Here is a 24697-nt window from a genome sequence, read left to right as displayed (position 1 = left end):
TCACTTTTTAAAATTAATTTTCAACTTGTCTTTAAGTTGTTGTTTTGTGTTTGTCGTTTTGTTTCGTCCGACAAGTAAATACTATACACGCTTAATGCACTTTAAACAACAGTAAAATTTACACTTTCCCTCCCAGTCACAAGGAAGTTCACAAAAATAAACATACTTTCAATAGCAAATGATATATATCGTTCGTTATAATATACTTTTTGTCGTTTCATTTATTAAAACAATCAGTTTTAAATTCTATAAACCAAACTTTATTCTTTTTTACGTTTTTTTAATTTTCTTTTTAAAAAAATAAAACCACTTTAAAAAAGCGGTTTTACTTTACTCTAAATATACAGTTAATTTTTGTTACATCTCTGTTCTGCCCATAATCGCTTTAGATAATGTTACTTCATCAGCGTACTCTAAATCCCCACCGACAGAAAGTCCTTGGGCTAACCTAGTTACAGTAATACCTATCGGTTTAACTAATCTCGATATATACATCGCAGTTGATTCACCTTCTAAGTTAGGATTCATCGCTAAAATTAATTCTTTTACTTCATCATTTTTCAAGCGATTGATCAAACTTGGAATATTGATATCTTCTGGTCCTATACCATCCATTGGAGATATCGAACCATGTAAGACATGATATAGACCTTTATATTCACGCATTTTTTCCATAGCGATAACATCTTTATCATCTTCTACTACACAAATAATGGAACGATCGCGCTGTTTATCTTGACAGATATAACATGGATCTTGTTCTGTTATGTGGCCACATTCATTACAATAGGTAAGTTCTCGTTTTACATCCACTAAGGCTTTAGCAAATTGTACGACATCGTCTTCTTTCATATCTAATGCATGAAACGCCAGACGTTGAGCTGTCTTGGGCCCAATGCCTGGCAGTTTCATGAAACTGTCGATAAGTTTGGATATTGGTTCTGGATAATGCATACTATCACATACCAGGAATATTTAAGCCTTGTGTATGCTTACCTAAACGTTCTTGTGTAAGTTCATCAGCTTTGTTCATCGCTTCATTTGTAGCAGCGATCACTAAATCTTGTAACATTTCGATATCGTCTGGATCAACTGCTTCTTCTTTAATTTCTACATCAAGCACTTCTTTGTGGCCAGATACCGTTACAGTCACCATACCGCCACCTGCTGTACCTTGTACTTTCTCTTCTTTTAACTTTTCTTGCTCTTCACCCATTTTCTTTTGCATTTTTTGCATTTGTTTCATCATTTGTTGCATATTTCCGCCACCGCGCATATGTTTATCCTCCTTAAAACTTCAATCTCTCTGATTGTAATTAATCTTTTGTTTCATTATACATGCCTTTTAATTCATTGTCATGTCTTACTCTTCATCTATGACGTTCACTGTGTTTTCACCGAATAGGTCTTTAGCTTTTTGGACTACGTCGGCTTCCTCATCTGACTGGGTTGTGGTTGAAGCATTATGTTCTTCGCTCGTACCCTGTTTACGATTCTGAAGGTATTCCGTTCTCACTCTCATCCATTGGTCAGCAGGCACACCGACGACTTTCACTGTTTTCTCAATGATATTACAAACAACATTTTCTATATTCTCACGCTTTTCATCATCTTTATTTACAATTTCACAATGTATTTCTTCCTCGAATTTAATCAACACATGTGTTTCACTTGCTGCTACTGGTTCTGAACTTTGAAGTAAGCTAACTAATGACTTCATATCATTACTTTTAGCATGATCTATAACTTCTTGCCAATGATCTTTTAGTTGTTTGATATCTTCTTTATTTGCTTTATCTAGCACTTTCGCAATTTGTTGCATTGAAAAAGCATTCTTCGATTGAGTCCCTTTGCTAGCTGTTCTTTTAGATTGCGATTTAACATTATTAACTGATACACCTTGGTTTTTTAATGTTTTCAGCTCATTTTCTAGTTGTTCCATACGTTGTAATAATACTTCGTTATTAGGTTCACTAGCCACACTTGTAGTAGCAATAGTTTGAACATTTTCCGATTTATCTTTAATCATCTCAGCTAATTTCACTAATAGGACTTCAAAATGCACACTTTGATTCACACTAAATCTAATTGAAACAAGTGTATCATTAATAACATCAATCATTTTGTAAAGTGTGTCTAAATCAAAATGCATCAACGCATCGTGTTCAGTTTCTATGTTAGATGTCTTATTCATAATTGTATCTCTCACAAAATAAATCATGTCATTAATAAGACGGTTTACTTCTTTACCTTGTGAGATAAATTGATGATAGGTTGAGAAGGCGCTTTTTACATCTCCTTCAACTACCTCTTTAAGTAAGTCATTTAGTGCGCTCGCATCCACACTTCCTGTTACATTCAAAGCATCTTGCAATGTAAGGTGTTCATCACCAAAAGCAATAGCTTGGTCCATGATACTTAGCGCATCCCGCATACCGCCTTCAGAAGCTTTAGCAATAAAATCTAATGCTGATACATCATATTCTATTGTTTGGGAATCTGCTACAAATTTTAATCGTTCTACAATTTCATCATGGCTAATTGCTTTAAAATCAAATCTTTGCGCTCTTGATATGATTGTCGGAGGTATTTTATGTGGTTCAGTCGTCGCAAGTATAAATATTGCATGAGCTGGTGGTTCTTCCAATGTTTTAAGCAAAGCGTTGAAGGCCCCTGTGGTTAACATATGAACTTCATCAATAATATATACTTTAAATTTCGATTCGCTAGGTGCATATTTTACCTTGTCTCTAATATTTCTTATTTCATCAACACCATTGTTACTAGCGGCATCTATTTCAATCACGTCTGAATTCGTTCCACGTGTAATCCCCGTACAAATAGCACATTCATTACAAGGTTCGCCATCCGTATGTTCAAGGCAATTAATCGCTTTAGCGAACACTTTTGCAATACTTGTTTTACCTGTACCTCTTGGCCCACTAAAAATGTACGCATGTGATTGTTTACCTTTTGAAATTGCATTACGCAATGTCTTAGTTACATGTTCCTGACCTACTACATCTTCAAAGCTTTGCGGCCGAAACATTCTATATAAAGCTTGATAATTCACTTTCGCACCTCCAATAGCATTCAATAACTATTATATCATTGTGTTTTACACTTTGAATATTAATTAAATGATTCTGGGTAAACTACATCGCCATTAGGCCGTTCTACAAGTTGATCCCATAGGAATTTAACCATAAAATGCTCTGAAGGCACGCCAAACGGGCTAGCAATATCGTATTTACTTGCTTCTTCATAACCTAGTTTCCCATAATAATTAGGATCCCCCAGTACAATAATAGTAGTATATTCTTGTGCCTTAGCACGTTCTTCTACAGCTTGCACAAGCGCTTTACCGATTCCCTTGTTTTGGTATTCTGGCAATACAGTTAAAGGCGCTAAAGCTAAAGCTGTATAACGCGTTTCATCATTTATGATTTTTATTTCTGAGAGCATTGCATGGCCAATTACATCACCGTCGTCTGTTTTCGCGACAACTTCCAATTCATAATTATATTCAGCTGACTCCCTGATTTTCAGAACTAAATCTTGCTCATCGTGGTTGGAGGCTGCGACATTTCTAAAAGCAGTTTTTATTTCGTCTAAACTTGTATCATAATCATTTTCAGTTAAAGTACTTAAATAAATTTGCATGAGCACTCCCCCGTAAATTACTGAATTTAATCTTCGACAGCACACTTTCAAATTAGGTTTCAACTAATTCCAATTATACACATCAAAGGATTATTATTATTTTAATATAAAAAAAGAGTGACTGCTATCAAAAGATAAGTCACTCCTTATTTATTAGTTAATTGAATTAATTTAAAATTTAAAACCGGCACCTTCGCTTCGACTACGTATCATAAACGTTACCAAAGTCGACAGCTAAATCTCGGCAACCCTACGGCACATACGATAATCCACTTAATGCTGCTTCCGTCAGGACCTGACATGATTCATGGGTTCATATTGCATAGGACCGAAATCTTCAAACACTACGTGCTTTGGGCAGACTTCACAAAAACGTAGCCTTAGCGAAGGAATTCAGTCTCGCGTAAAGCGGATTTCGAGTACAGGGAACCGCTACCTCCCCACCTAGCACGGCAAGATATATCATACTATAATGTGTCGGCTGATTGCAAGTCATACCATCCATTAATTTTAACTTATTTTATTAATGTATATCATAGCCTTACCATTGATCATAAAATTTTATGACGTCTAGAAAAATCATTGAACTTAAATTCAGTTGCTAAATGTTTAGAAATATTATATTGGAATTTCGATGTATCCTTTAAATGCACAATACCTCTCACTGTGGCGGTATACGGGGGTGTTACATCTCCAAATACTTCGTATTCTAAATTTCCAAATGATTCAAAAGTAATCGATTTATTTGAGTAGCTAATTTCTAATTTCAGTATTTGCTCTATATAGTGATATAGCGAATCTTTAGCGATATCTAAAGTGATATCAGGCACAATGTCTTTCACTAAATAATCTTCATCGATAATTTTCACACGGTTATCAAGTTTTCTTGTCCGGATAATATGCCATAATTTTGTACTCGAGCGAAGATTCAATGCTTTTTTTACCTCTGGAAAATCACTAGCAGATACACTTTCCAGTAACCGAACGTCTGTCTCGTGGCTTAGCCCTAACCCACGTTGCACTTCTCTAAAACTTGTTAGATTAGCAAACGGAAACTCTGTGACACCTTGATAAATAACAACAGAACCTTTGCCTCTTATTTTCTGAATCATACCGTCTCTAACGAGTAAATTCAATGCTTTGCGAACTGTTTCACGAGAGGCACTATAATCTATTACCAATTCATTTTCAGAGGGCAATTGAGCACCATATGGCAATTTTGATTCTATGATGTCAGCGCGTAAATTTTCATATATCGAAATAAATTTTTTCTTTGTCATGTGATATCACTCACTGCCTTTTAATCTAAATTATTGTGCGACCACTATCGCACCAAAGCCTTCTATCAATCCATTGACAATAGAACCGTTTTGTAAAACGATTTCTCCTTCAACATCTAAACCCTCAGGTATCGCAACTTTGTTTTTTGAAAAATTAGCGATGATTAACCAAGTTTCATTTTTATAATGGCGTTTATAAACAAACAATTTATCATGTGTCATATAAAGCGGTTCAATATCGCCATAAGTGATAATATCGTGTTCATGTCGTAATTGAATTAATTTTCTGTAAGTTTGTAAAATAGATTGGTCATCTTCGATAGCCGCTTCAACATTAATATTTTCATAATTGTCTGGGATATCTATCCATGGTGTGCCAGAAGTAAAGCCAGCATTTTCACCACTTGTCCATTGTACAGGTGTTCTTGAATTATCACGGGACTTTTGTCCTAAAATCGTTAATATTTCATCTTCTGCGTAGCCTTCATTTTTCAATCTTTTATAAGCATTGAGCGTTTCTATATCTCGATACTGATCTATACTATCGAAATGAGGGTCTGTCATACCAATCTCTTCACCCTGATAAATATATGGCGTGCCTTGTAACATGTGCAACGTTATAGCAAGCATTTTCGCACTACTTTTGCGTAACGCTTCCGTCGAATCATCTCCAAACCTTGTTACAACACGAGGTTGGTCATGGTTACACCAAAAAATCGCATTCCATCCGCCACCATTATAGATTCCTGTCTGCCACTCCATCAATATATTTTTTAATTGATGGAAATCTAACTTCGCGTTGGTCCATTTTTCTCCATCTATATAATCCACTTTTAAATGATGAAAGTTAAACACACTACTTAATTCTTGTCGTTCAGGATTTGAATATTTAATACAATTATCAATTGTGGTTGAAGACATTTCTCCAACTGTCATCATATCTTTATCACCGAATGTTTGTCGATTCATTTCATGCAAGTATTCATGTACACGTGGTCCATCCGTGTAAAATTCTTTACCGATTTTTGATGAGTTTTTAAACTCACCCTTAGAAATAACATTGATAACATCGAATCTAAAACCATCCACGCCAAAATCAATCCAATAATTAATCACTTTATAAAGCGCTCGGCGTACTTCTGGGTTATCCCAATTCAAATCTGCCTGTGTTACATCATATAAATGCAAGTAATATTCATCTGTCTTCTCATCATATTCCCAAGCATTACCACCAAATTTAGATTCCCAATTGGTAGGCGGTTGATTATCTGCTGACCTTCTAAAGAAGTAATAATCTCTATAAGGATTTTCTTTGCCGGAATAAGCTTGTTTAAACCATTCATGTTCTGTAGAAGTATGATTAATAACAATATCCATCATTACTTTCAAATCACGTTTATGTGATTCAGCTATCAAAGTTTCTAAATCATCAATCGTACCGAACTGTTCGTTTATTTTATAATAATTGCTAATATCGTAACCATTATCATTCATAGGTGATTCATAAACGGGCGTTAACCAAATATAATCTACACCTAGATATTGTAGATAATCTAATTTTTCAATTATACCACGTAGATCGCCTTCACCATTACCAGTAGTGTCATTGAATGACTTGGGATAAATTTGATAAACTACCGACTTTCTCCAATCATTTACAACCACATAATTACCACCTTTTCTTAATATATTTTTAAAACCAATAGACGAGACAGCAATCTGTGTTTCTTTAAAGATTTTATTGCCTCGCCTTGATAAAAAGACAAGCACTAACGTAACTTATTAAGTTTGTGCAAGAATTACCCGCCTTCTTAAGAACGGCATAAGCCAACACTTACAAATAAGTAAAGTTAACTTAATAAATCAAGAAGCCGCTCTATAAAACGATGTTATAAACTCATTTTCATTTCAGCCTTCTACTACAAATATCATTGATGATTATCGATGCATAGCGTCTTAATTACCCTTAACGATATAGTTTCTTTATTCTTCCACCATTTCTTTCGCTTCTTCTTTACTAAATTTAGAGAACACGACTGTTAGAATTGCTGGCACAACCATAGCAATAATCGTACAAATACCATACACAAGCCAATAATTGCTTTGAATTGAAATAATGGCTGGCACACCACCTACACCTACTTTACCCAAAACACCGCTTGCACCTATGATGGCGCCTATCACGCTGGAAGTTAAAATTGCTGCTACAAATGGATATTTCAACGGTAAGTTGACACCGAATAATGCTGGCTCAGTAACACCTAAGAAACCTGAAACGCCAGAAGTCATTGCAAGACCTTGTTCTTTGGCCATTTTTCGTTTTTTGTAAACATACCAAGCACCAAACGCTGCTGACCCCTGACAAATGTTAGAGATTGCTAAGATTGGCCATAAATATGTGCCTTCAAGGCTGCTTCCCATCAATTGGAAATCAACTGCCAAGAACATATGGTGCAATCCAGTAATCACTAACGGTGCATAGAACAAGCCATATATTACACCGCCTAACCAACCTACATGTTCAAAGACAAATGTTACTCCATTCGTGATACCTGTTCCTAACCATAATGCAATTGGCCCAATAACGATAAATGCTAAGAAGCCAGTAATTAATAAGGCCACAGGCCCAACAACTAACATTTTAATTGAATCGTGCACATATTTATTTAAGAATTTCTCAATTTGCGCTAATACATAAGACGCTAATAAAATCGGTAATACTTGGCCTTGGTAATTCAATTGTTTAATTTCTAAACCAAAAATATGCCAAGCCGGAATATCACCCTTACCAATATCATATTGTGAAGCCAACTGTGGGTTCATTAAAATTAACCCTAATACTAAACCAAGTATTTGGCTACCACCAAATACGCGCATACTACTCCAACCAATTAATGCCGGCAAGAAGATAAAAGCAGTATTCGCAATAACATTAATAATATCCGCAATATCACCTAATTGTGGATATTGTGCAACGAGTGGTTGTTTCCCAAATAAATCTTCCATCGTTAACACATTATAAATCCCTAGTAACAAACCAGCTGTTACAATAGCTGGCAAGATTGGAATAAAGATATCTCCCAATAACTTAATCAATCTTTGAATTGGATTCCCCTTTTTGGCAGCTGCAGCTTTCGCGTCATCTTTCGAGGACGCTTCAGCCCCAGTTTCTTCAATAAACTGCTTGTAAACTTCATCTACTGTGCCTGGTCCAATAACAATTTGATATTGATTGTCTGCTTTAAATTGACCCTTAACCAAATCGTTATTATTCAAACGATCTTTGTCAACTTTATCATCATCTTTTAAAACAAGTCGTAAACGCGTTACACAGTGTGTTGCTGTGTCCAAGTTTTCTTTGCCCCCAATAGCTTCGACGATATCTTGAACATCTTTCTTTTTAACAGCCATGATGATTCACTCCCTTAATTTTTCTATGTTATCCAGATTATAACTTGTCTATACAAGTTTTGCAAAGGCTTTCATAAAGAGAGATAAAAAAAGACCGAAGCGAGACCAAATATAGCATTTGATTTACATTCACGACCTTGTATAAATCAACCACCTTTTATTTATTTGTGCTTAACAATATAATCTGCCAAACAATACATTATCTACTATAATTCAACATTTATAGATACGCACACGAACCACATTAAATTAGTTACAAGTTAAACTATTGGAGTTATAGTTATGTTAAAATACCCATTTCAAAACAAAAAAGACAAACAATTCATATACATATGAATTGTTTGTCTACTCTATTAATTAGTCTTGGTTTTTAATGATAATGGCGGAGGAAGAGGGATTCGAACCCCCGCGGGCCGTTAAGCCCCTGTCGGTTTTCAAGACCGATCCCTTCAGCCGAACTTGGGTATTCCTCCAAATAAACACATTAATTATAATATTATAGTGTATTGCAAAAGTCAATTATAATTAAAATGTTACACCAACGTTTTTTCCGTTAGGTATCCATCCACCGCATTAGCAACTGCTCTACCCTCTTGGATTGCCCAAACAACAAGGCTTTGGCCTCGTCTTGCATCACCTGCCGCAAAAATATTTGATTGATTCGTTTTGAAATTTTTGTTATCTGCGATAATTTTATTTCTTTCAGTTTGGATATTGAAAGCGTGTGGCACTGTAGTTTCCGTGCCAATAAACCCTATGGACAACAATACCAAATCTGCTGGCCAGTGACGTTCTGTACCATCGACAACCACCATGCCTTCATCTGTTTCTTCAAGGATCTGTGTGTAAACGCCGGTCACATTTCCAATTCGATCAACATCATAACGCATTGTTTGTACGCCATATGCACGTGGCTCAAATCCGAAACGCGCCTCGTACTCTTTATGTGCATAATCCATTTTAAATACAGGCATTGCTAATGGCCAGTAACTGTTTTCATCAAATTCTATTGCCTCAGGTTGCTTTGTATACTTATTAAATTGAACAATAGATTTACAATTTTCTCTCAATGCCGTAGCAACACAATCTGCCCCAGTGTCTCCAGCCCCGATGACTATTACATTTTTACCTTCTGCAGAAATAGATGGTTCCTTAATTTCATCGTTTAAGTATTGAGCTTGTTCTGTTAAATAATCCATTGCAAAGTGAATACCGAACCCCATACGTCCTTCTAGAGGTAAATCTCTCGCATTTTGCGAACCGGTACATAAAATAATAGCACCATATTCCTCATTAAGTGTTTCTTTACTAATGTCTACGCCAATTTCTGTATCTGTTTCAAATTGAATACCTGATTCTTCCATCACTTTTATTCTACGACGCACTACATCTTTGTCTAATTTCATATTAGGTATACCATACATAAGTAAGCCACCAGCTTCATGTGCGCGCTCATACACTGTTACGTTATACCCTAATTTATTTAATTCATCAGCAGCAGTTAAACCAGCTGGCCCACTACCCACTATAGCAACTGATTCATCTTTACGATGTTCTGGCGTTGTCGGTTTTACCCAACCATTTTCAAAGGCTTCGTCTATAATAGTTCTTTCAATTCCTTTAATAGCAACTGATTCACGATTGATTTTCATGACACAAGATTGCTCACAAGGTGCTGGACAGACCCGCCCTGTAAATTCCGGAAAATTGTTCGTTTCATTTAACCGCTCGTAGGCCGTTTTGAAATCTTGTCTATAGACAAGGTCATTCCATTCTGGAATGTAATTGCCAATAGGACACCCAATTGTTTCTCTGCCGAAAGGCTCCCCTGTCTGGCAAAATGGTGTCCCGCAATCCATACAACGGGCGCCTTGTTGTGCCGCTTCGTCTTTCGTAAATCTTTGTTGAAACGCACCGTGATGCTTCAAACGATCGACCAAAGATAACTCCTGCAGTTGTTGTTTGTCATAATTCATAAATCCTTTGAATTCACCCATGATAAATCCCCCTTCTAGTATTAATATACAGCAGTCAATTGTTGCTCTGATTCTATATATGTGCGCTTATCATTAAAAGCATTTAATAAAGCTTGATCAAGTTCATCTGAGTTTTGCTTTTGCAAGTCGATTTTTTGCATCATTAGTTTATATTCTTTAGGGATAACTTTAACGACTTTATCTGCGACATGCTCAAAGTCAGCTAGGATTTTTTTCGCTTTTGTGCTATTTGTGTATTGCACATGTCCTTCTAACATAGACTTCAAAACTTCGTATTCTTCTGCTACAGTAATGAAATCAAGATCCAAGCTATCAAGTTGATTTTCTGATTTAAATTTTTCTAAGTCAGATGGAAAAATATAACTCACGCCACCACTCATACCTTGTCCAAAGTTTTTTCCTACATCCCCAAGAACGATGACACGGCCACCAGTCATGTATTCAAGACCATGGTCACCTATGCCTTCAACAACTGCCTGTACACCACTATTTCTAATACAGAAACGCTCGCCTGCTTTACCATTTATAAACGTTTTGCCGTGTGAAGCACCGTAAAAGCAAACATTACCCACGATAATTTCGTCTTCACGTTGCTGGTTTGGTGCTTTAACAATCACTTTACCACCAGATAAACCTTTACCTACGTAATCATTAGCATCTCCTGTGTGATGAATGGTTAAACCATGCGGCGTATATGCACCCAAACTTTGCCCTGCATGCCCCACTGTCTTAGCGTAAATTGAATCTTCAGGCAATCCTTCTTTGCCATGGGCTCTTGTAATGGCGCTACCGGTAATAACACCTACATCACGTTGCTCATTTTTCAATAAGTATTGACCAATAAATGATTGACCATTTTCAATCGCTGTTCGCGCGTCTGGGTACAACGCTGTTAAATCAAATCCTTCATCGAGATGGTGATTTTGTTCGAATTTTTTAAATCTTTCACCTTTATGTTGATATAGCAATGCTTCAACGTTCATCGATGCAGCTTTAGGGCGGCTGCTAGCCAGATTATTTTTACGTGCTAATAAATCCGTTCTACCTACAAGTTCATCTACGGATTTCAAGCCAAGTCCAGCTAAAATCTCTCGTAATTCTTCAGCAACAAAGTGCATAAAATTGACCACGTGATCTGCTCTGCCATTAAATAAAGCTCTTAAATCTTGGTTCTGAGTAGCAATGCCTACAGGGCAAGTATCTTTATGACATACGCGCATCATAATACATCCAAGCACCACTAATGGCGCCGTAGCAAAACCAAATTCTTCTGCGCCTAATGCACATGCGTAAGCAACGTCTTTACCTGTGAGTAACTTCCCGTCTGTTTCTACCGTCACCCTCGATCTAAGACCGTTCATCATTAAGGTTTGATGCGTTTCTGCCAGACCAATTTCCCATGGTACGCCTGCATGTTGAATACTCGTTTTTGGTGAAGCGCCTGTGCCGCCATCATAGCCACTAATAACAATCTTATCCGCGTATGCTTTAGCAACACCTGCTGCAATTGTGCCTACGCCAGTTTTTGAAACAAGTTTCACTGTGATATTGGCATCTTTATTTGCATTTTTTAAATCATGAATTAATTGTGCTAAATCTTCAATTGAATAAATATCATGATGCGGCGGTGGTGATATTAAGCCAATACCTGGCGTTGACCCCCTTACTTCAGCAATCCATGGGTATACTTTAGCACCTGGTAATTGTCCGCCTTCCCCTGGTTTAGCGCCTTGCGCAACTTTAATCTGAATTTCTTTAGCGTGTTGTAAGTAATCGCTCGTCACACCAAAACGACCGGATGCAACTTGTTTGATTGCGCTAGAACGATTACGTCCTTCTTCATCTATAATATAGCGTTCCGGGTTTTCTCCACCTTCACCGCTATTACTTTTACCACCCATTTGATTCATCGCTTCAGCTAATGTTTGGTGTGCCTCTTCCGAAATCGAACCATAACTCATTGCTCCTGTATTAAAACGTTGAACAATAGCGCTTGCAGGCTCGACTTCACTTATATCGATAGCTTCTTGCTTTTTAAATTCCATCAAGTGACGAACGTGATCGGTACGTTTGTGATTAACTTCACGTGAAAATGATTTGAATTTTTCATAATCATTTAAACGACATGCATGTTGCAACAAATGTATAGATGTCGGATTAAAAGTATGATGTTGACCTTGTTTACGCCACTGGAATGTACTTCCTGATTCTATATATTGGCTTGTAGGTGTTTGCCTTGACTTATTTTCCTCATCTATCATATCTATAGATATACCTGAAAGTTTACTTTGTGTGCCCGTGAAATATTTTTCAACAACTTCAGAAGATAAACCTACTGCTTCAAAAATTTGCGCCCCTTGATAACTTTGAACAGTCGAAATACCCATCTTGGCCATAACTTTGATGACACCTTCTGATAATGTATCCGTATAAGTTTGAACATTTTCAGAAATATCCCCTTCTAAACGTTTGTTTTGGACCAACTGCTCAATTGTACGTTGCGCTAAATACGGTACAATTGCGTTTGCACCATATCCTAACAAACAAGCAACATGATGCACTTCTCTCGTTTCACCTGATAATGCTACTATACTCGTACGCATGCGTAATCCTTCTCTAATTAGTAACTGATGAATGTGACTTACCGCTAACAGTATCGGCATCGCATAACCTTCATCTGTATTAACTAAATAACTGTCATCTAACACAATAATTTCTTTACCTTCTTTAACAGCTTGAATTGCTTTATCTCCCAACACATCCAATGCTGTTTCTAAATCATTTTGGTAAACCGTAGATAAATGCGTCACATTAAACCTACTTTGTTCAATGACTTCAAGTTGTGCTTCAGTTAAAACTGGACGCGCTAATTGGATACGACTTAACGCGTTTTCATTAGGCTTCAGCAAATTACCTTCACACCCTAAATAAGATAATTCACTCGTAACTATTTTCTCTCGATACGCATCGATAGGAGGGTTTGTAACTTGTGCAAATAATTGTTTGAAATAATTGAATAATGTTTCGTCTTTTTCGTTTAGAGCAGCGATTGGCACGTCGTACCCCATTGCGCCTATCGGATCTTTCTTATTTTCAACAATTTCTGTCAGATATTTATCCATTTCTTCTTTTGTATAAGCAAACTGTTTTTGTAAACGTGCTAAACTTTCATCGCTCCATTCAGAGTTTTGATATGATACTTTAGATAAACCTAAATCTACTTTAAATTGGTGTAGCCAACTGTCATATGGATGTTCATCTGCAATGCGTGCTTTTAATTCATTATTTTCAACCACTTTATTTTGTTTAAAATCAACCAGCAACAACTTTCCCGGGTTCAATTGACCTTTAAATGCAACATTGTCTTCTGGTACATCTACCACACCAACCTCAGATGAGAAGATGATATAATTGTCCTTGGTAATTGTATAACGACCTGGTCTTAAACCATTTCTATCTGTTAATGCTCCTATTTTATCTCCGTTACAAAAAGAAATCATTGTAGGACCGTCCCATGGTTCCATCAAATAACTGTAAAATTCATAAAATGAACGCACGTTAGTATCATTGGTTTTATTGTATAACCAAGGTTCCGGGATCATCAGCATTGCCGCTCTCTCAGGTTCCATAGCTAACGATAAAAATTCTAATGCATTATCTACAATGGCGGAGTCACTACCATCTTCATCAAGTACTTCTTTCACTTTATCTTTATCATTACCAAAGATTGTTTCAATTAAATCGTTTTGTCTTGCTCTCATCCAATTCACATTACCTTTAATGGTATTAATTTCACCGTTATGCATGAGTAATCTGTTAGGATGCGCACGTTTCCAACTCGGAAAAGTATTCGTACTAAAACGCGAATGCACAAGTCCTAACTTTGAAACATACGCATCATGGTTTAAATCTTGATATAATGTTTTAATTTGGTCTGAGCGCAACCATCCTTTATATACAATTGTTCTATGCGATAAACTTGTAAAATATAAATTCAAGCGTTGTTGATCAGCATAATTTTCAATTTGTTTGCGCGCTAAAAATAATGTTCTGTCTATATGTGCAGCATCGTTTAGCGCAATGAATACTTGTTGTATATGCGGCATTGTTTCAACAACGTGTGAGGCAATTGCATTCGTATCTACAGGAACATTTCTATAGCCAAGGACACTTAAACCTTCCGCTTCAAAGTGCGCATTAAATTGTGCTTCATGTTGAGAACCAGCTATCTTCTCATTAGTAAAAAACATGCCCACCGCATATTGACCTTCATCTGGTAAATCGAAATCCACTTTCATTGCAAAGTACTCGTATGGCACTTCTGTCATAATGCCGGCCCCGTCACCAGTAATCCCATCTGAACCAATACCTCCACGATGATCTAATCTACGTAACATTTCCAATGATTTTTCAACGATATCGTGATTTCTCTGATTATCCATATTGGCATAAAACCCTATACCACATGCATCATGTTCTTCGCGGCTATCATATAGCCCTAATTGCTTACCATATTCGAGCATGGCCCTCACCCCTTTTACGAAAATTCTGAATATTTAATAAGTAAGGTACACTATAAAGTAATCCATTTATCTATTCAATATATAAAATAGATGATATTATTCTAATAATTAGAATGTAATTGAAATGATGGAGTTGGTTATATGGAAATCAAACAATTAAAGTATTTTATAGAAGTCGCGAAAAGAGAACATTTATCTGATGCGGCGCTTGAATTAAATATCGCTCAATCTGCGATTAGCAGACAAATCACACTTTTAGAAAAAGAGCTACAAGTCACATTATTTAATAGAGAAGGGCGCAATATCCATATCACTGAAGAAGGTAAACAATTATTTTCGGAAGCAACAAAAATTATAGATCAACTTGATAACACAGTTCGTTTGTTCCATAACCAATCTGAAACGGACCATTATATTATACGCATTGGTTACGTTGAAAGTTATATTACACAGGTAATCACTTTATTAATGCAATCCTTTGAAAATGAAAGTGAAGCTATAATCCAACCTATTTTAATGGAAGAAGAAGCTATCTTACCTGCCCTACTCACGGACAAAATCGATATTGCTTTTACTGACATGTCTGAGGAACTCAAACAGCACCGTGCCTTAAAAGTTAGTCCCTTATTCGAAGAAAATTTTCATATCTATGTACCTAAAAATGACCCAATTACATTAGCTACTAATCCACCTTTAGTGCAGCTTTCTAATAAATCAATTTATGAATTATATCCATTGCCGCCAAGAATCAAGCAAACCTTAACAAAGACAATCAAATCACCTATACGTACAATCACACACCCTCAAATAGCTCAATATATCTTAACTAAAGAACGTGGGTTTATAGTAACGTCGTCTTATCATCTACTAACGAAAAATCCGCAAAAATGGCTGGAAGTGTCATTAGAGCATACAGAATTAAAAAGAACGATTTGCCAAGTATTTCGATTAGATAATCAGAAACATGACTTTCCACTATTATTAGGTATGATTGATAAATTATTAAGCAGAAGCGCAACTTATCATTAATCATATCCATAAAATTTTTGAATTCAAATCTCAAGGAGCGTATAATCGCATTGTCTAAATAGAGAGGACTGAGATACAACAATGTCTGTCAAAACGTTATTAAAACGCCCTTTTGATTGGGTTATATTGTTATTTTTCATCTTGTTTGTAGGCTTATTTATTTTCACCTTTTTCAACGAGACATTTTACGATACACCTGTTGGGCAAATTACAAAAATAGAAAACGAATCTACTACAAATATTACAGATGATAATCATAATAAAGATACAAAATACAACCAAACACTGACGCTTAAAATTTTAAATGGAAAATTCAAAGGTCAAACGACAACAATTTCACATCATTACATAGCCTCACAGGCTGACAGCGAGGCGTTCTCTAAACATAACAAAGTCTTATTGCACATCGATAAACATTTAGACGATGCATACATCACAGAAAAAAAGCGGGATAGTCTAGTTGTGATGATGACCGGTATATTTTTATTAACTGTATTACTTGTTGGTAGAAAGATTGGATTACAATCAATCCTTTCTTTAGTATTCAATACTATTGTAGTGCTATTAGCTATCTATTTGCATAATAAATTTCCTAGTTTAAATTTATTTATGCTGATGAGTATTGGCGTTGTTTTAACTACCATATTTACCTTGTTGTTAGTAACTGGATGGCGATGGCGCACGCTAGTCACAGTAGTCAGCACATTATTAGGCACGTTTGTTTGTGTAGGCGTTACACAGCTCGCCATTAACTTAACTGACGGCGCAGGTTTAAAATTTGAAACAATGAGTTTCTTAACTTTACCACCTAAAGAAGTTTTTCTTGCATCAGTGATGATCGGAACGCTCGGGGCCGTAATGGACGTAGCTATTACAATTGCTAGCGGGATGACGGAAATTTTGCGTAGAACACCCGATATAAGCATGACGCGTTGGGCGTTAGCTGGTCGCAATATTGGCCAAGATATTATGGGCACAATGACCAACATCTTATTATTTTCATATTTATCAGGTAGTTTACCGATGTTTCTTATATATTTAAAAAATGAAAATACAGTCACTTACACTATATCTATGAATTGGTCATTAGAAATTTCCCGGGCAATTACAGGCGGTATCGGTATTGTATTAACTATTCCGATTACTATTTTATTAATGCAATTATGGTTTAAAATGCGAGGTGCTAATCCATGAGCGTTATAACGATCTTAGGGCTGTTACTTTTCATATTAATGGTAATTTTTGGAGGTAAAAAAGGTGTAATATCCTATTTAACATTATTTTTAAACTTTGTTATATTATTAATCACTGTGGTTCTCATTATGCTTGGGGCACCTATTTACCTAGTAACACTGATATTTTGTATTGTGATTGCAGCATGTAACTTATTTGTTTTAAACAGCTACAATATTAAGACCAGAGCAGCATTTTATGCAACAATCCTTACCACTTTATGTTTGATTATCGGTATTTATTTGTCTGTATCCATCGGGCATTTGCAAGGATTCACAACTGAAGAACAAGATGAGACATATGTCTTTTCCATGAATATTGGGATTGATATGGTAAAATTTATGGTCTTTACCATAGTGCTTGCAGTGATTGCAGCAGTCATCGATTTGGCTATCACTATCAGTTCGCCCATGTACGAATTAAGCGAAACTAATCCCAATTTAACAAAAAAAGAGCTCTTTCAATCTGGCATGCGTGTAGGGAGAGAAATTTTAGCTACTTCAGCAAATACGATTTACCTTGCCTATTTCGGCGGCCAACTCACGTTATTCTTTTGGTTCTTCAAACTTAACTATTCATTTGGCCATATTATTAATTCCAAAATCTTTGCACAAGAATTTATCTCTATCCTTTTAGGCGGGATTGCTGTTGCAATCAGTATACCGATTACTGCTTGGTTAACCGCACTGTTAATTAAACACCAAAAGCCTTTCCGAATAGATGATTCGCGGTAATTTATCGTTAGATACCATTTAAATCAGCGCTCTATATTTGATTTGTATATAGTATCTACTACATGTCATTATAGTGCATATCTCAAACAAAAAATTTCAAAATAGCCAAAGAGGGGGTTATTATGACATCAAATAAAAAGCGTGGAAAAAAATCATCAAAAGAAGCAAAAACAGAATTGAGTGTTACTTTTATACCTGAAATATTTGGTGCATTTATTCGGTTTATTAAAACCCTTTTCACTTAAAACAATGAAATATCTTAAGTATTATACTTTATATATACAGAATAAAGCTGCTGATTCCTAAACCCTATAGGAAATCAGCAGCTTTATTTTAGATTTTCTTATCATAATTGCGCTTTATTCGTTTAATAATCTATTATGATCATTTTATTAAGCAAATTTACTTTATTTATGCATTTTTAATGTCACAATCTTTATTTATGCGTGCGTCCTTTTCTATAAAGGTTGCATCTTGATAAAATTAGATATTTAAAGCGTTTTTAATTTTTGATTTAATAATTCAATTTTATTATCTCGTAGCTCTGTATAATATCTTATATCTGCTTCTCTAGTTTCTACAGGAAATATATAATAAACATCTTGGTAAAAATCAATATTTGATTTAGTACGTCTACCTTCTAAAGATATTCTCGAACTACTAGGTTGCGCTAACGTCAATTCATATTTAGGTAACACACTATGATACACATTTACTATTTCCCCATTTTTGATTAAATCTGATGTGTTTATAAATTTGATTTCTATATGGTTTTCATTCGCTAAACTTCTAGTTAGAAGTGCTAACATAATATCACAAAACATAATAGTCATAACCCCTTTATTTTCAAATGAAGAGATGACTTCTAGTTTCTCAATACAAATCTTTTCAGTCTCTCCAAAATGAGCAAATCTAGATTTAAATGCGTCTTTATCGCCTTTTTCGTATCGAGTAATGACACTTGTGGAAATATAGTCTAATGACGTATCTTTCAAATAATAATACGCCCTCCCATAGTCTATCAATCCATGATATGTAAAAGGTTTCGTTTCTTCATAAATACTTTCACAAATAATATTAAATGGACTGATATTGTTTATCTGTATATTCATAAATTAACCTCCCATTAAATTGTTGCTCCTCATAATAGACGGACACCACGATGACGTTATTGGTATACATAGAAAAACACCCCACATCAAATGTGAAGTGCCGAAGTTGATAGCTATTTTTCAACTTTAAGATATGATTTTAATAAAAATGGATTGATTCTACGATTTCTAGTCATGCTAACTATTGACGAATTAAGCTCGCACAAAGCATAACCCACGCACACATTGCAGCTGATACTATTACTAAAATACCTTCAACTATGGTACCCTTTTTACCTTGTACATAACTTACACGTATGGTTTCGGAAAGCAATCAACACGCTGTGCTGTTTTTTTGAATAAACCAAAATGAGGATAACAACTAAATTTTTTTAAATTCAGATAAATATAGCACGATTGGATTTTAGCTATGCATTAGCTAATGAATCCATCTAATACTTTAAAACATTTTAATGCTACGGCTTATACATTCATAAAAATCATTTCCTTAATATGACAATGTCATTTTTAATCTATTTAACAATCAATATCTAACCATATCAGAGTTACATATTTAAATAAACATAATTGTTTTATTAAAAATGAATTAAATTAAGTATAATTTTCACTTATCATTTTAAATTATCAATTAGAATTATTTGTTCATTATTTATACACACATTTTAACGTTTTTACTGCTATAATAAATTAGAATAATTATTAAAAAGTAATTATTACAATAGTATTCACATCTATTGAGAGGAGATATAGATATAAAATGAAACAAAAATTAACAGGGCTGTTTGGAGCGCCCGTAACAGATAGAGAAAACAGCATGACAGCAGGCCCAAGAGGTCCTTTATTAATGCAAGATATTTATTTTCTTGAACAAATGGCTCATTTCGATAGAGAGGTCATACCTGAACGCCGCATGCATGCGAAAGGGTCAGGCGCATTCGGAACATTTACAGTAACAAATGATATTACAAAGTATACTTGCGCAAGTATCTTTGCTGAAGTTGGTAAACAAACTGAAATGTTCGCCAGATTTTCAACTGTAGCTGGAGAACGTGGTGCAGGTGATGCAGAACGTGATATCAGAGGATTTGCTTTAAAATTCTATACAGACGAAGGCAATTGGGATTTAGTTGGTAATAATACACCAGTATTTTTCTTCCGAGATCCTAAATTATTCCCTAGCTTAAATCACGTTGTAAAACGTAATCCAAAAACAAATATGAAAGATCCACAAGCACAATGGGATTTCTGGACTTTATTACCAGAAGCATTGCACCAAATTACAATCTTAATGACAGATCGTGGTATCCCTAAAGGCTTTAGAAATATGCATGGTTTTGGTTCTCATACATATTCTATGTACAACGATAAAGGCGAACGTTTTTGGGTTAAGTTCCATCATAGAACACAACAAGGTATAGAGAACTATTCTGCAGAAGAAGCCGAACAAGTGATGGCTAAAGATAGAGATTCTTCTCAAAGAGATTTATTTAATAATATTGAACAAGCCAATTTCCCTAAATGGAAAATGTACATCCAAGTGATGACAGAAGAACAAGCCCGTAACCATAAAGACAATCCTTTTGATTTAACTAAAGTTTGGTATAAAGATGAATATCCATTAATTGAAGTTGGTGAATTCGAATTAAATCGAAATCCTGAAAACTATTTCCAAGATGTTGAACAAGCTGCATTCGCACCAACAAATATCGTCCCAGGTTTAGATTTCTCACCAGACAAAATGTTACAAGGCCGACTATTTTCATATGGAGATACTCAGAGATACCGTTTAGGTGTTAACCATTGGCAAATTCCAGTTAATCAACCTAAAGGCGTCGGTATAGAAAACATATGTCCATTTAGTAGAGATGGTCAAATGCGTATCTTAGATAATAATCAGGGCGCTAGTACACATTATTATCCAAATAGTAATGGTGCATTTGAAGATCAACCACAATACAAAAAACCAGCTTTAGATATCCAAGGACAAGCATATGAATATGACTTCCGTGAAGATGATGATAATTATTTTGAACAACCTGGTAAATTATTCCGTCTATTGTCATCTGAAGAACAACAAACATTATTTAAAAATACTGCGAATGAAATGAGTCCCGTTACCGACGCATTGAAACACCGTCATATTAGACATTGCTATAAAGCCGATCCAGCATATGGTCAAGGTGTAGCCGAAGCTATGGGCATTGATATTAATGAAGTGGACTTAGATGTCGCGGACTAATATAAAAGGAAAAGGTGATTATATGATATTAGATAACGTAAACCCAGAAGATTTATTTCCAACTGAGAAAAAAGGACCTGCCATTTTAGGGAAAATGGAATACCCTATCAACGGTATTGTAAAAACATATAATGCTGCTTATATTGCAACAAATGAACGTCTTATCTTAAATGTAGATATGGATGGCCAATTTTATTATAGAAATATCCGTTATGATGAAATAGAAAATGTTCAATTAGATGATGATACGCTAACAATGCGTTTTAGTATTGGTACTTTTCCTATTAAAAATTTAAATAAGCTTGATGCAGAAAAATTTATAAACTATATTAATGCATCGTCATAACGGATATACCTTTTGTATGCGCAAACGGACACTACGCAGTTAAGTAAACAATATATAAAATGGTTAGTGCGGCTTGTTTCCGTCTGTATTAATATCATCATATAGATTTTATAATATACTGGCGATGCCCAGATGACGAATATGACCGAAAAATTATAATTTAGAAATACACCCCCGGTCAAACATATTTATCCAAAACCAAAAGATTTTCAAAATAAAAATAGCCCTTCATTCAAAAATGAAAGGCTATTTTATTTTAACATTTGTATTTTTCTTGAATATGAATGGCATATAAATTCTATTATTGCCATAATGTAAAAGTACGTGCTCACGTATCATAATTTATTTTAAGTTGCTTTTATATTCATTCACTTTATCAGTCATATCTGCTTGGTCTGGTTCAAAATACCAAACGCCATCCGATTCTATTAAATTTTCACCATCAATAGACATTTTATCCATCGATTGCACCGCCTCTTTATAACCTGAATATAACGATTTCAGGTCTGCCACATTAAGGTTTGTTTTCACATTTTTTTCACTCACCTTAAGTATTTTATTTAGTTTAAATATGCTTGAAGATTCACGAGCAGATTGAGCTAATGCGTCAATTACTTGTCGTTGTCTTGCTGTGCGGCCTTCATCGCCACCAGCACCTTCTTCTTTACGACTTCTTACATAATTTAACGCTGAATCACCACTTAAATTCTCTTTTTTGCCTTCTTTAAAACTCGAGCCATTATAATTAAAAGTGGCATTACTCGTGACATTCACTCCATCAAAGATATCAATCATTTTTTTAAATCCATCCATATCGACAGTGACATAACTATCTATTGGTACATCAAGATTTTGTCTAATTGTGTCCATGGCTACTTTAGGACCTCCATAAGCGTATGCATGTGCAATTTTCTCATTACCTTCCACGCCTGGGATATCACTACTCATGTCTCTAGGTATAGAAATCAATTTTGTTTCTTTCTTTTCAGGATTGATAGATGCGATGAGTAGTGTATCTGTACGCTGACCCATATTGTCTGCTTCACGCTCTACATCTGAATCAACGCCGAATATCGCGATAGAAATTGGCTTCTTTGCTTTTATTTTCTCTTGGGTTGCTTTCGATTCTTTTCCAGTATTCTGTGGGTCATGTATAGATTGGTTTAAATGGATCAATTTATAAGTAAAATATCCTAAAACGATTAATACAAGGACCAGTATGATAATTAATACCTTACCTTTTCTTGTTAGTTTCATATTGTCCCCCCCCTTTCCTCTGCTAGTTTCAAACTCATTATCATTATTGTGATTATAATTAAACTGCCTAATGTGTCTGAAAAATAATGTGCATTAACATAAATTCTCGACCCCATCATCGTTACGATTAATACAATGCCAATACTTTTAAACCAGTTATTTTTCGTAATAAAAATAATTAAGCTGACTAATAAGCTCACGCTTAGTACATGCATACTCGGAAAACTATAACCATCAAATTGCAAAGAGGGTCTTGACCGTCCAACTGTATACTTCAATATTGTTCCAATAAAAAAAACGGAAAAGCTCCAAAAACCATATAGCATAAATTGCTTTTTATTTATAAAAAAGCGGAAAGCCAGAATAATTAACACAAATAATAAACAATTGAACGGAGAAAAAATATGAGCTATAACGTTCAGTGTTTGTGCAATTGAATCATTCGATAAATATTGTTTTAAAAAGTGATGCACGTAAACATCTATATTGAACATAAATCCGTTTGCTATTGATAATATAAGCAGAATAAGTCCCGAATATAATAATATTGAGACATATATTTTATTCATTTGTAACGCTCCTCTTTTTTAATTTCTCTAATAACGGCTAACATGCTACCTAAAGCGATACTAACGCTCAACATAGACGACCCTCCATAGCTTAATAATGGTAAGGTGATACCCGTTAGCGGTATTAATCCTGAAACGCCACCCATATTAATAAATATTTGCATAAATAGATAACTAACCACGCCGATACATATCAGTTTATAAAAGTGATTATTCGTTCTATTAGCGTATATAAAACCTTTAAATATAATGTAACCATACATACATAATATGAGTAGTACGCCAACAAGACCTAATTCTTCAGAAATAACTGTGAAAATAAAATCTGTATGCGGCTCTGGTAAGTAACCTAATTTTAGAATTCCATTACCTAATCCACGTCCAAAAATACCGCCATTGCTAATAGATACAAGTGCATTGGTCAGTTGATACCCATCACCATTTTCATATTTGAATGGGTCTAAAACTACTTTGATGCGTTTCATTCTATATAAATTTTTAGAATCAAAAACCAATGTATAAAATATGTATATGAGTGTTGGTATAGATGTAACAGCTAATATTTGAATTTTGATTTTATTTTTTATATCAGAATACATTAATATCGAAGCGATAATTGCAACACTTAGTAACGTGCCGCCTAAATCACCTTGCATGAGTACAAGTACTAAACCGACACCTAGAATACCTAGTGGGGGAACTAAGTTTTTAATTTTATAATCTCGTTTGTTTGTTAACCGTTTATCCAAAATAAATGCAAGATAAAAAATAGCTACTAATTTCAAAAATTCTGAAGACTGAACACTAAATAATCCTAAGTTAATCCAATTCCTTGAGCCATTCACATCTTTACCAATTAAAAGCGTTAGGAAAAGTAATACGATTGTACTTAGAACTAAAAACTTTTGGGTGTTTGCTTTTTTTAATGCGTTAATATTAAAATACAGACTGATAAACAGCATTAAAATAAATCCCACAATAGCAAAAATATATTGTCTTTTCATAAAAAAGTTAGCCTCTATCGATGCTCCACCAGTCAAAGACCCCTTTGAAGCCGAAACCATACTTGCACTATAAACCATGATGACACCAATAATACTTAAAATTATAAAACAACATAAAATGCCTAAGTCCAAATATTTAAAACGCGCTTTAAATCTCTTTATTATTTTTAACATTAACTTAACCCTTTCTTAAAATTACATTTACAATTCTGACATGTTTTAGCCTATATGACAATATTTTTTAGGTTTACCTAAATCTAAAAAGTTAATGTTTTAAATTCAAATTACATATATAACCAT

At 34.8% G+C, this 24697-nt stretch carries 19 protein-coding genes, 1 tRNA gene and 1 other RNA gene; 6 read left to right on the top strand and 15 right to left on the bottom strand.

Going from position 1 to position 24697, the window contains the following annotated elements:
- Window positions 1–357: 357 nt before the first annotated feature.
- The 11 genes from recR to gltB form a co-directional block, all read right to left on the bottom strand.
- Complete coding sequence (gene recR / locus KA894_RS04140; RefSeq protein WP_210133732.1) at window positions 358–954, bottom strand: recombination mediator RecR; 597 nt, start codon at window positions 952–954, stop codon at window positions 358–360.
- A gap of 4 nt (window positions 955–958) precedes the next feature.
- Window positions 959–1276: a YbaB/EbfC family nucleoid-associated protein gene (locus KA894_RS04135; protein ID WP_002484224.1), complete on the bottom strand. Its 318-nt coding sequence runs from the start codon at window positions 1274–1276 to the stop codon at window positions 959–961.
- Window positions 1277–1363: 87 nt separating this feature from the next.
- Entirely contained in the window at window positions 1364–3073 is a 1710-nt protein-coding gene (gene dnaX, locus KA894_RS04130) for a DNA polymerase III subunit gamma/tau (RefSeq protein WP_096810977.1), read from the bottom strand.
- 59 nt (window positions 3074–3132) lie between these two features.
- Window positions 3133–3663 (bottom strand): GNAT family N-acetyltransferase, encoded by a 531-nt coding sequence (locus tag KA894_RS04125; RefSeq protein WP_107644277.1) that lies wholly within the window; start codon window positions 3661–3663, stop codon window positions 3133–3135.
- 184 nt (window positions 3664–3847) lie between these two features.
- Window positions 3848–4116, bottom strand: an RNA gene (ffs, locus tag KA894_RS04120) — signal recognition particle sRNA large type.
- Window positions 4117–4214: 98 nt separating this feature from the next.
- On the bottom strand, window positions 4215–4943 hold the full coding sequence (gene treR / locus KA894_RS04115; RefSeq protein WP_096810979.1) for a trehalose operon repressor: 729 nt from the start codon (window positions 4941–4943) through the stop codon (window positions 4215–4217).
- 30 nt (window positions 4944–4973) lie between these two features.
- Window positions 4974–6608, bottom strand: a complete 1635-nt coding sequence (gene treC / locus KA894_RS04110) for an alpha,alpha-phosphotrehalase (RefSeq protein ID WP_096810980.1) — start codon at window positions 6606–6608, stop codon at window positions 4974–4976.
- A 318-nt stretch (window positions 6609–6926) separates the two neighbouring features.
- Entirely contained in the window at window positions 6927–8354 is a 1428-nt protein-coding gene (treP, locus tag KA894_RS04105) for a PTS system trehalose-specific EIIBC component (RefSeq protein ID WP_096810981.1), read from the bottom strand.
- Window positions 8355–8734: 380 nt separating this feature from the next.
- Window positions 8735–8827: transfer RNA gene (locus tag KA894_RS04100), tRNA-Ser, on the bottom strand.
- 60 nt (window positions 8828–8887) lie between these two features.
- The gene (locus KA894_RS04095) at window positions 8888–10351 is read right to left on the bottom strand and encodes a glutamate synthase subunit beta (RefSeq protein ID WP_103372591.1); all 1464 of its coding nucleotides are present in this window, start codon (window positions 10349–10351) and stop codon (window positions 8888–8890) included.
- 20 nt (window positions 10352–10371) lie between these two features.
- Window positions 10372–14874 (bottom strand): glutamate synthase large subunit, encoded by a 4503-nt coding sequence (gltB, locus tag KA894_RS04090; protein ID WP_119487915.1) that lies wholly within the window; start codon window positions 14872–14874, stop codon window positions 10372–10374.
- Between the two features lie 141 nt (window positions 14875–15015).
- Between gltB and gltC the strand changes: the two genes are divergently transcribed.
- The 4 genes from gltC to KA894_RS14785 all read left to right on the top strand — a co-directional run bounded on the left by gltC (window position 15016) and on the right by KA894_RS14785 (window position 18115).
- Window positions 15016–15903, top strand: coding sequence for a glutamate biosynthesis transcriptional regulator GltC (gene gltC, locus KA894_RS04085; protein ID WP_115342429.1), 888 nt, complete (start codon window positions 15016–15018; stop codon window positions 15901–15903).
- 81 nt (window positions 15904–15984) lie between these two features.
- Window positions 15985–17097: a YibE/F family protein gene (locus tag KA894_RS04080; protein ID WP_096810985.1), complete on the top strand. Its 1113-nt coding sequence runs from the start codon at window positions 15985–15987 to the stop codon at window positions 17095–17097.
- Complete coding sequence (locus tag KA894_RS04075) at window positions 17094–17870, top strand: YibE/F family protein (protein ID WP_096810986.1); 777 nt, start codon at window positions 17094–17096, stop codon at window positions 17868–17870. Before KA894_RS04080 ends, KA894_RS04075 begins: the two co-directional genes overlap by 4 nt.
- Window positions 17871–17992: 122 nt before the next feature.
- Window positions 17993–18115 carry a hypothetical protein gene (locus KA894_RS14785; RefSeq protein ID WP_255201761.1) on the top strand — a complete coding sequence of 41 codons (123 nt, stop codon included), beginning with the start codon at window positions 17993–17995 and terminating at the stop codon, window positions 18113–18115.
- A gap of 246 nt (window positions 18116–18361) precedes the next feature.
- Here the strand turns inward: KA894_RS14785 and KA894_RS04070 are convergent, their stop codons facing one another.
- The gene (locus KA894_RS04070; protein WP_103372593.1) at window positions 18362–18982 is read right to left on the bottom strand and encodes a hypothetical protein; all 621 of its coding nucleotides are present in this window, start codon (window positions 18980–18982) and stop codon (window positions 18362–18364) included.
- A 757-nt stretch (window positions 18983–19739) separates the two neighbouring features.
- Between KA894_RS04070 and KA894_RS04065 the strand changes: the two genes are divergently transcribed.
- Both KA894_RS04065 and KA894_RS04060 read left to right on the top strand, forming a co-directional pair.
- Window positions 19740–21221, top strand: a complete 1482-nt coding sequence (locus KA894_RS04065; protein ID WP_107644280.1) for a catalase — start codon at window positions 19740–19742, stop codon at window positions 21219–21221.
- Window positions 21222–21243: 22 nt separating this feature from the next.
- Entirely contained in the window at window positions 21244–21567 is a 324-nt protein-coding gene (locus KA894_RS04060; RefSeq protein WP_096811244.1) for a PH domain-containing protein, read from the top strand.
- Between the two features lie 342 nt (window positions 21568–21909).
- Here KA894_RS04060 and KA894_RS04055 read toward each other — a convergent pair whose 3' ends face one another.
- From KA894_RS04055 to KA894_RS04045, 3 genes are read right to left on the bottom strand one after another with little or no spacing between them, the layout of a single operon-like run.
- On the bottom strand, window positions 21910–22824 hold the full coding sequence (locus tag KA894_RS04055) for an LCP family protein (RefSeq protein ID WP_103373198.1): 915 nt from the start codon (window positions 22822–22824) through the stop codon (window positions 21910–21912).
- The gene (locus KA894_RS04050) at window positions 22821–23393 is read right to left on the bottom strand and encodes a phosphatase PAP2 family protein (protein WP_245337191.1); all 573 of its coding nucleotides are present in this window, start codon (window positions 23391–23393) and stop codon (window positions 22821–22823) included. Before KA894_RS04050 ends, KA894_RS04055 begins: the two co-directional genes overlap by 4 nt.
- Complete coding sequence (locus KA894_RS04045; RefSeq protein ID WP_103373200.1) at window positions 23390–24571, bottom strand: FtsW/RodA/SpoVE family cell cycle protein; 1182 nt, start codon at window positions 24569–24571, stop codon at window positions 23390–23392. The genes KA894_RS04050 and KA894_RS04045 overlap by 4 nt, the downstream gene beginning before the upstream one ends.
- Window positions 24572–24697 lie beyond the last annotated feature (126 nt).

The sequence above is a fragment of the Staphylococcus sp. GDY8P131P genome (assembly GCF_017891975.1).
GTDB classification, from domain to species: Bacteria; Bacillota; Bacilli; order Staphylococcales; family Staphylococcaceae; genus Staphylococcus; species Staphylococcus nepalensis.
The sequence above is the reverse complement of the archived record's forward strand: the minus strand, read 5'-3'. Positions and strand labels throughout refer to the sequence as shown.

What these genes read in the sequence shown, in the direction of transcription:
- treP (WP_096810981.1), bottom strand. Translation starts at nt 8,354, where the DNA reads ATGGCTGTTAAAAAGAAAGATGTTCAAGATATCGTCGAAGCTATTGGG.
- KA894_RS04045 (WP_103373200.1), bottom strand. Translation starts at nt 24,571, where the DNA reads ATGTTAAAAATAATAAAGAGATTTAAAGCGCGTTTTAAATATTTGGAC.
- gltC (WP_115342429.1), top strand. Translation starts at nt 15,016, where the DNA reads ATGGAAATCAAACAATTAAAGTATTTTATAGAAGTCGCGAAAAGAGAA.
- treR (WP_096810979.1), bottom strand. Translation starts at nt 4,943, where the DNA reads ATGACAAAGAAAAAATTTATTTCGATATATGAAAATTTACGCGCTGAC.
- KA894_RS04055 (WP_103373198.1), bottom strand. Translation starts at nt 22,824, where the DNA reads ATGAAACTAACAAGAAAAGGTAAGGTATTAATTATCATACTGGTCCTT.
- KA894_RS04080 (WP_096810985.1), top strand. Translation starts at nt 15,985, where the DNA reads ATGTCTGTCAAAACGTTATTAAAACGCCCTTTTGATTGGGTTATATTG.
- KA894_RS04075 (WP_096810986.1), top strand. Translation starts at nt 17,094, where the DNA reads ATGAGCGTTATAACGATCTTAGGGCTGTTACTTTTCATATTAATGGTA.
- KA894_RS04050 (WP_245337191.1), bottom strand. Translation starts at nt 23,393, where the DNA reads ATGAATAAAATATATGTCTCAATATTATTATATTCGGGACTTATTCTG.
- KA894_RS04135 (WP_002484224.1), bottom strand. Translation starts at nt 1,276, where the DNA reads ATGCGCGGTGGCGGAAATATGCAACAAATGATGAAACAAATGCAAAAA.
- KA894_RS04065 (WP_107644280.1), top strand. Translation starts at nt 19,740, where the DNA reads ATGAAACAAAAATTAACAGGGCTGTTTGGAGCGCCCGTAACAGATAGA.
- recR (WP_210133732.1), bottom strand. Translation starts at nt 954, where the DNA reads ATGCATTATCCAGAACCAATATCCAAACTTATCGACAGTTTCATGAAA.
- KA894_RS04095 (WP_103372591.1), bottom strand. Translation starts at nt 10,351, where the DNA reads ATGGGTGAATTCAAAGGATTTATGAATTATGACAAACAACAACTGCAG.
- gltB (WP_119487915.1), bottom strand. Translation starts at nt 14,874, where the DNA reads ATGCTCGAATATGGTAAGCAATTAGGGCTATATGATAGCCGCGAAGAA.
- KA894_RS04070 (WP_103372593.1), bottom strand. Translation starts at nt 18,982, where the DNA reads ATGAATATACAGATAAACAATATCAGTCCATTTAATATTATTTGTGAA.
- KA894_RS04060 (WP_096811244.1), top strand. Translation starts at nt 21,244, where the DNA reads ATGATATTAGATAACGTAAACCCAGAAGATTTATTTCCAACTGAGAAA.
- KA894_RS14785 (WP_255201761.1), top strand. Translation starts at nt 17,993, where the DNA reads ATGACATCAAATAAAAAGCGTGGAAAAAAATCATCAAAAGAAGCAAAA.
- KA894_RS04125 (WP_107644277.1), bottom strand. Translation starts at nt 3,663, where the DNA reads ATGCAAATTTATTTAAGTACTTTAACTGAAAATGATTATGATACAAGT.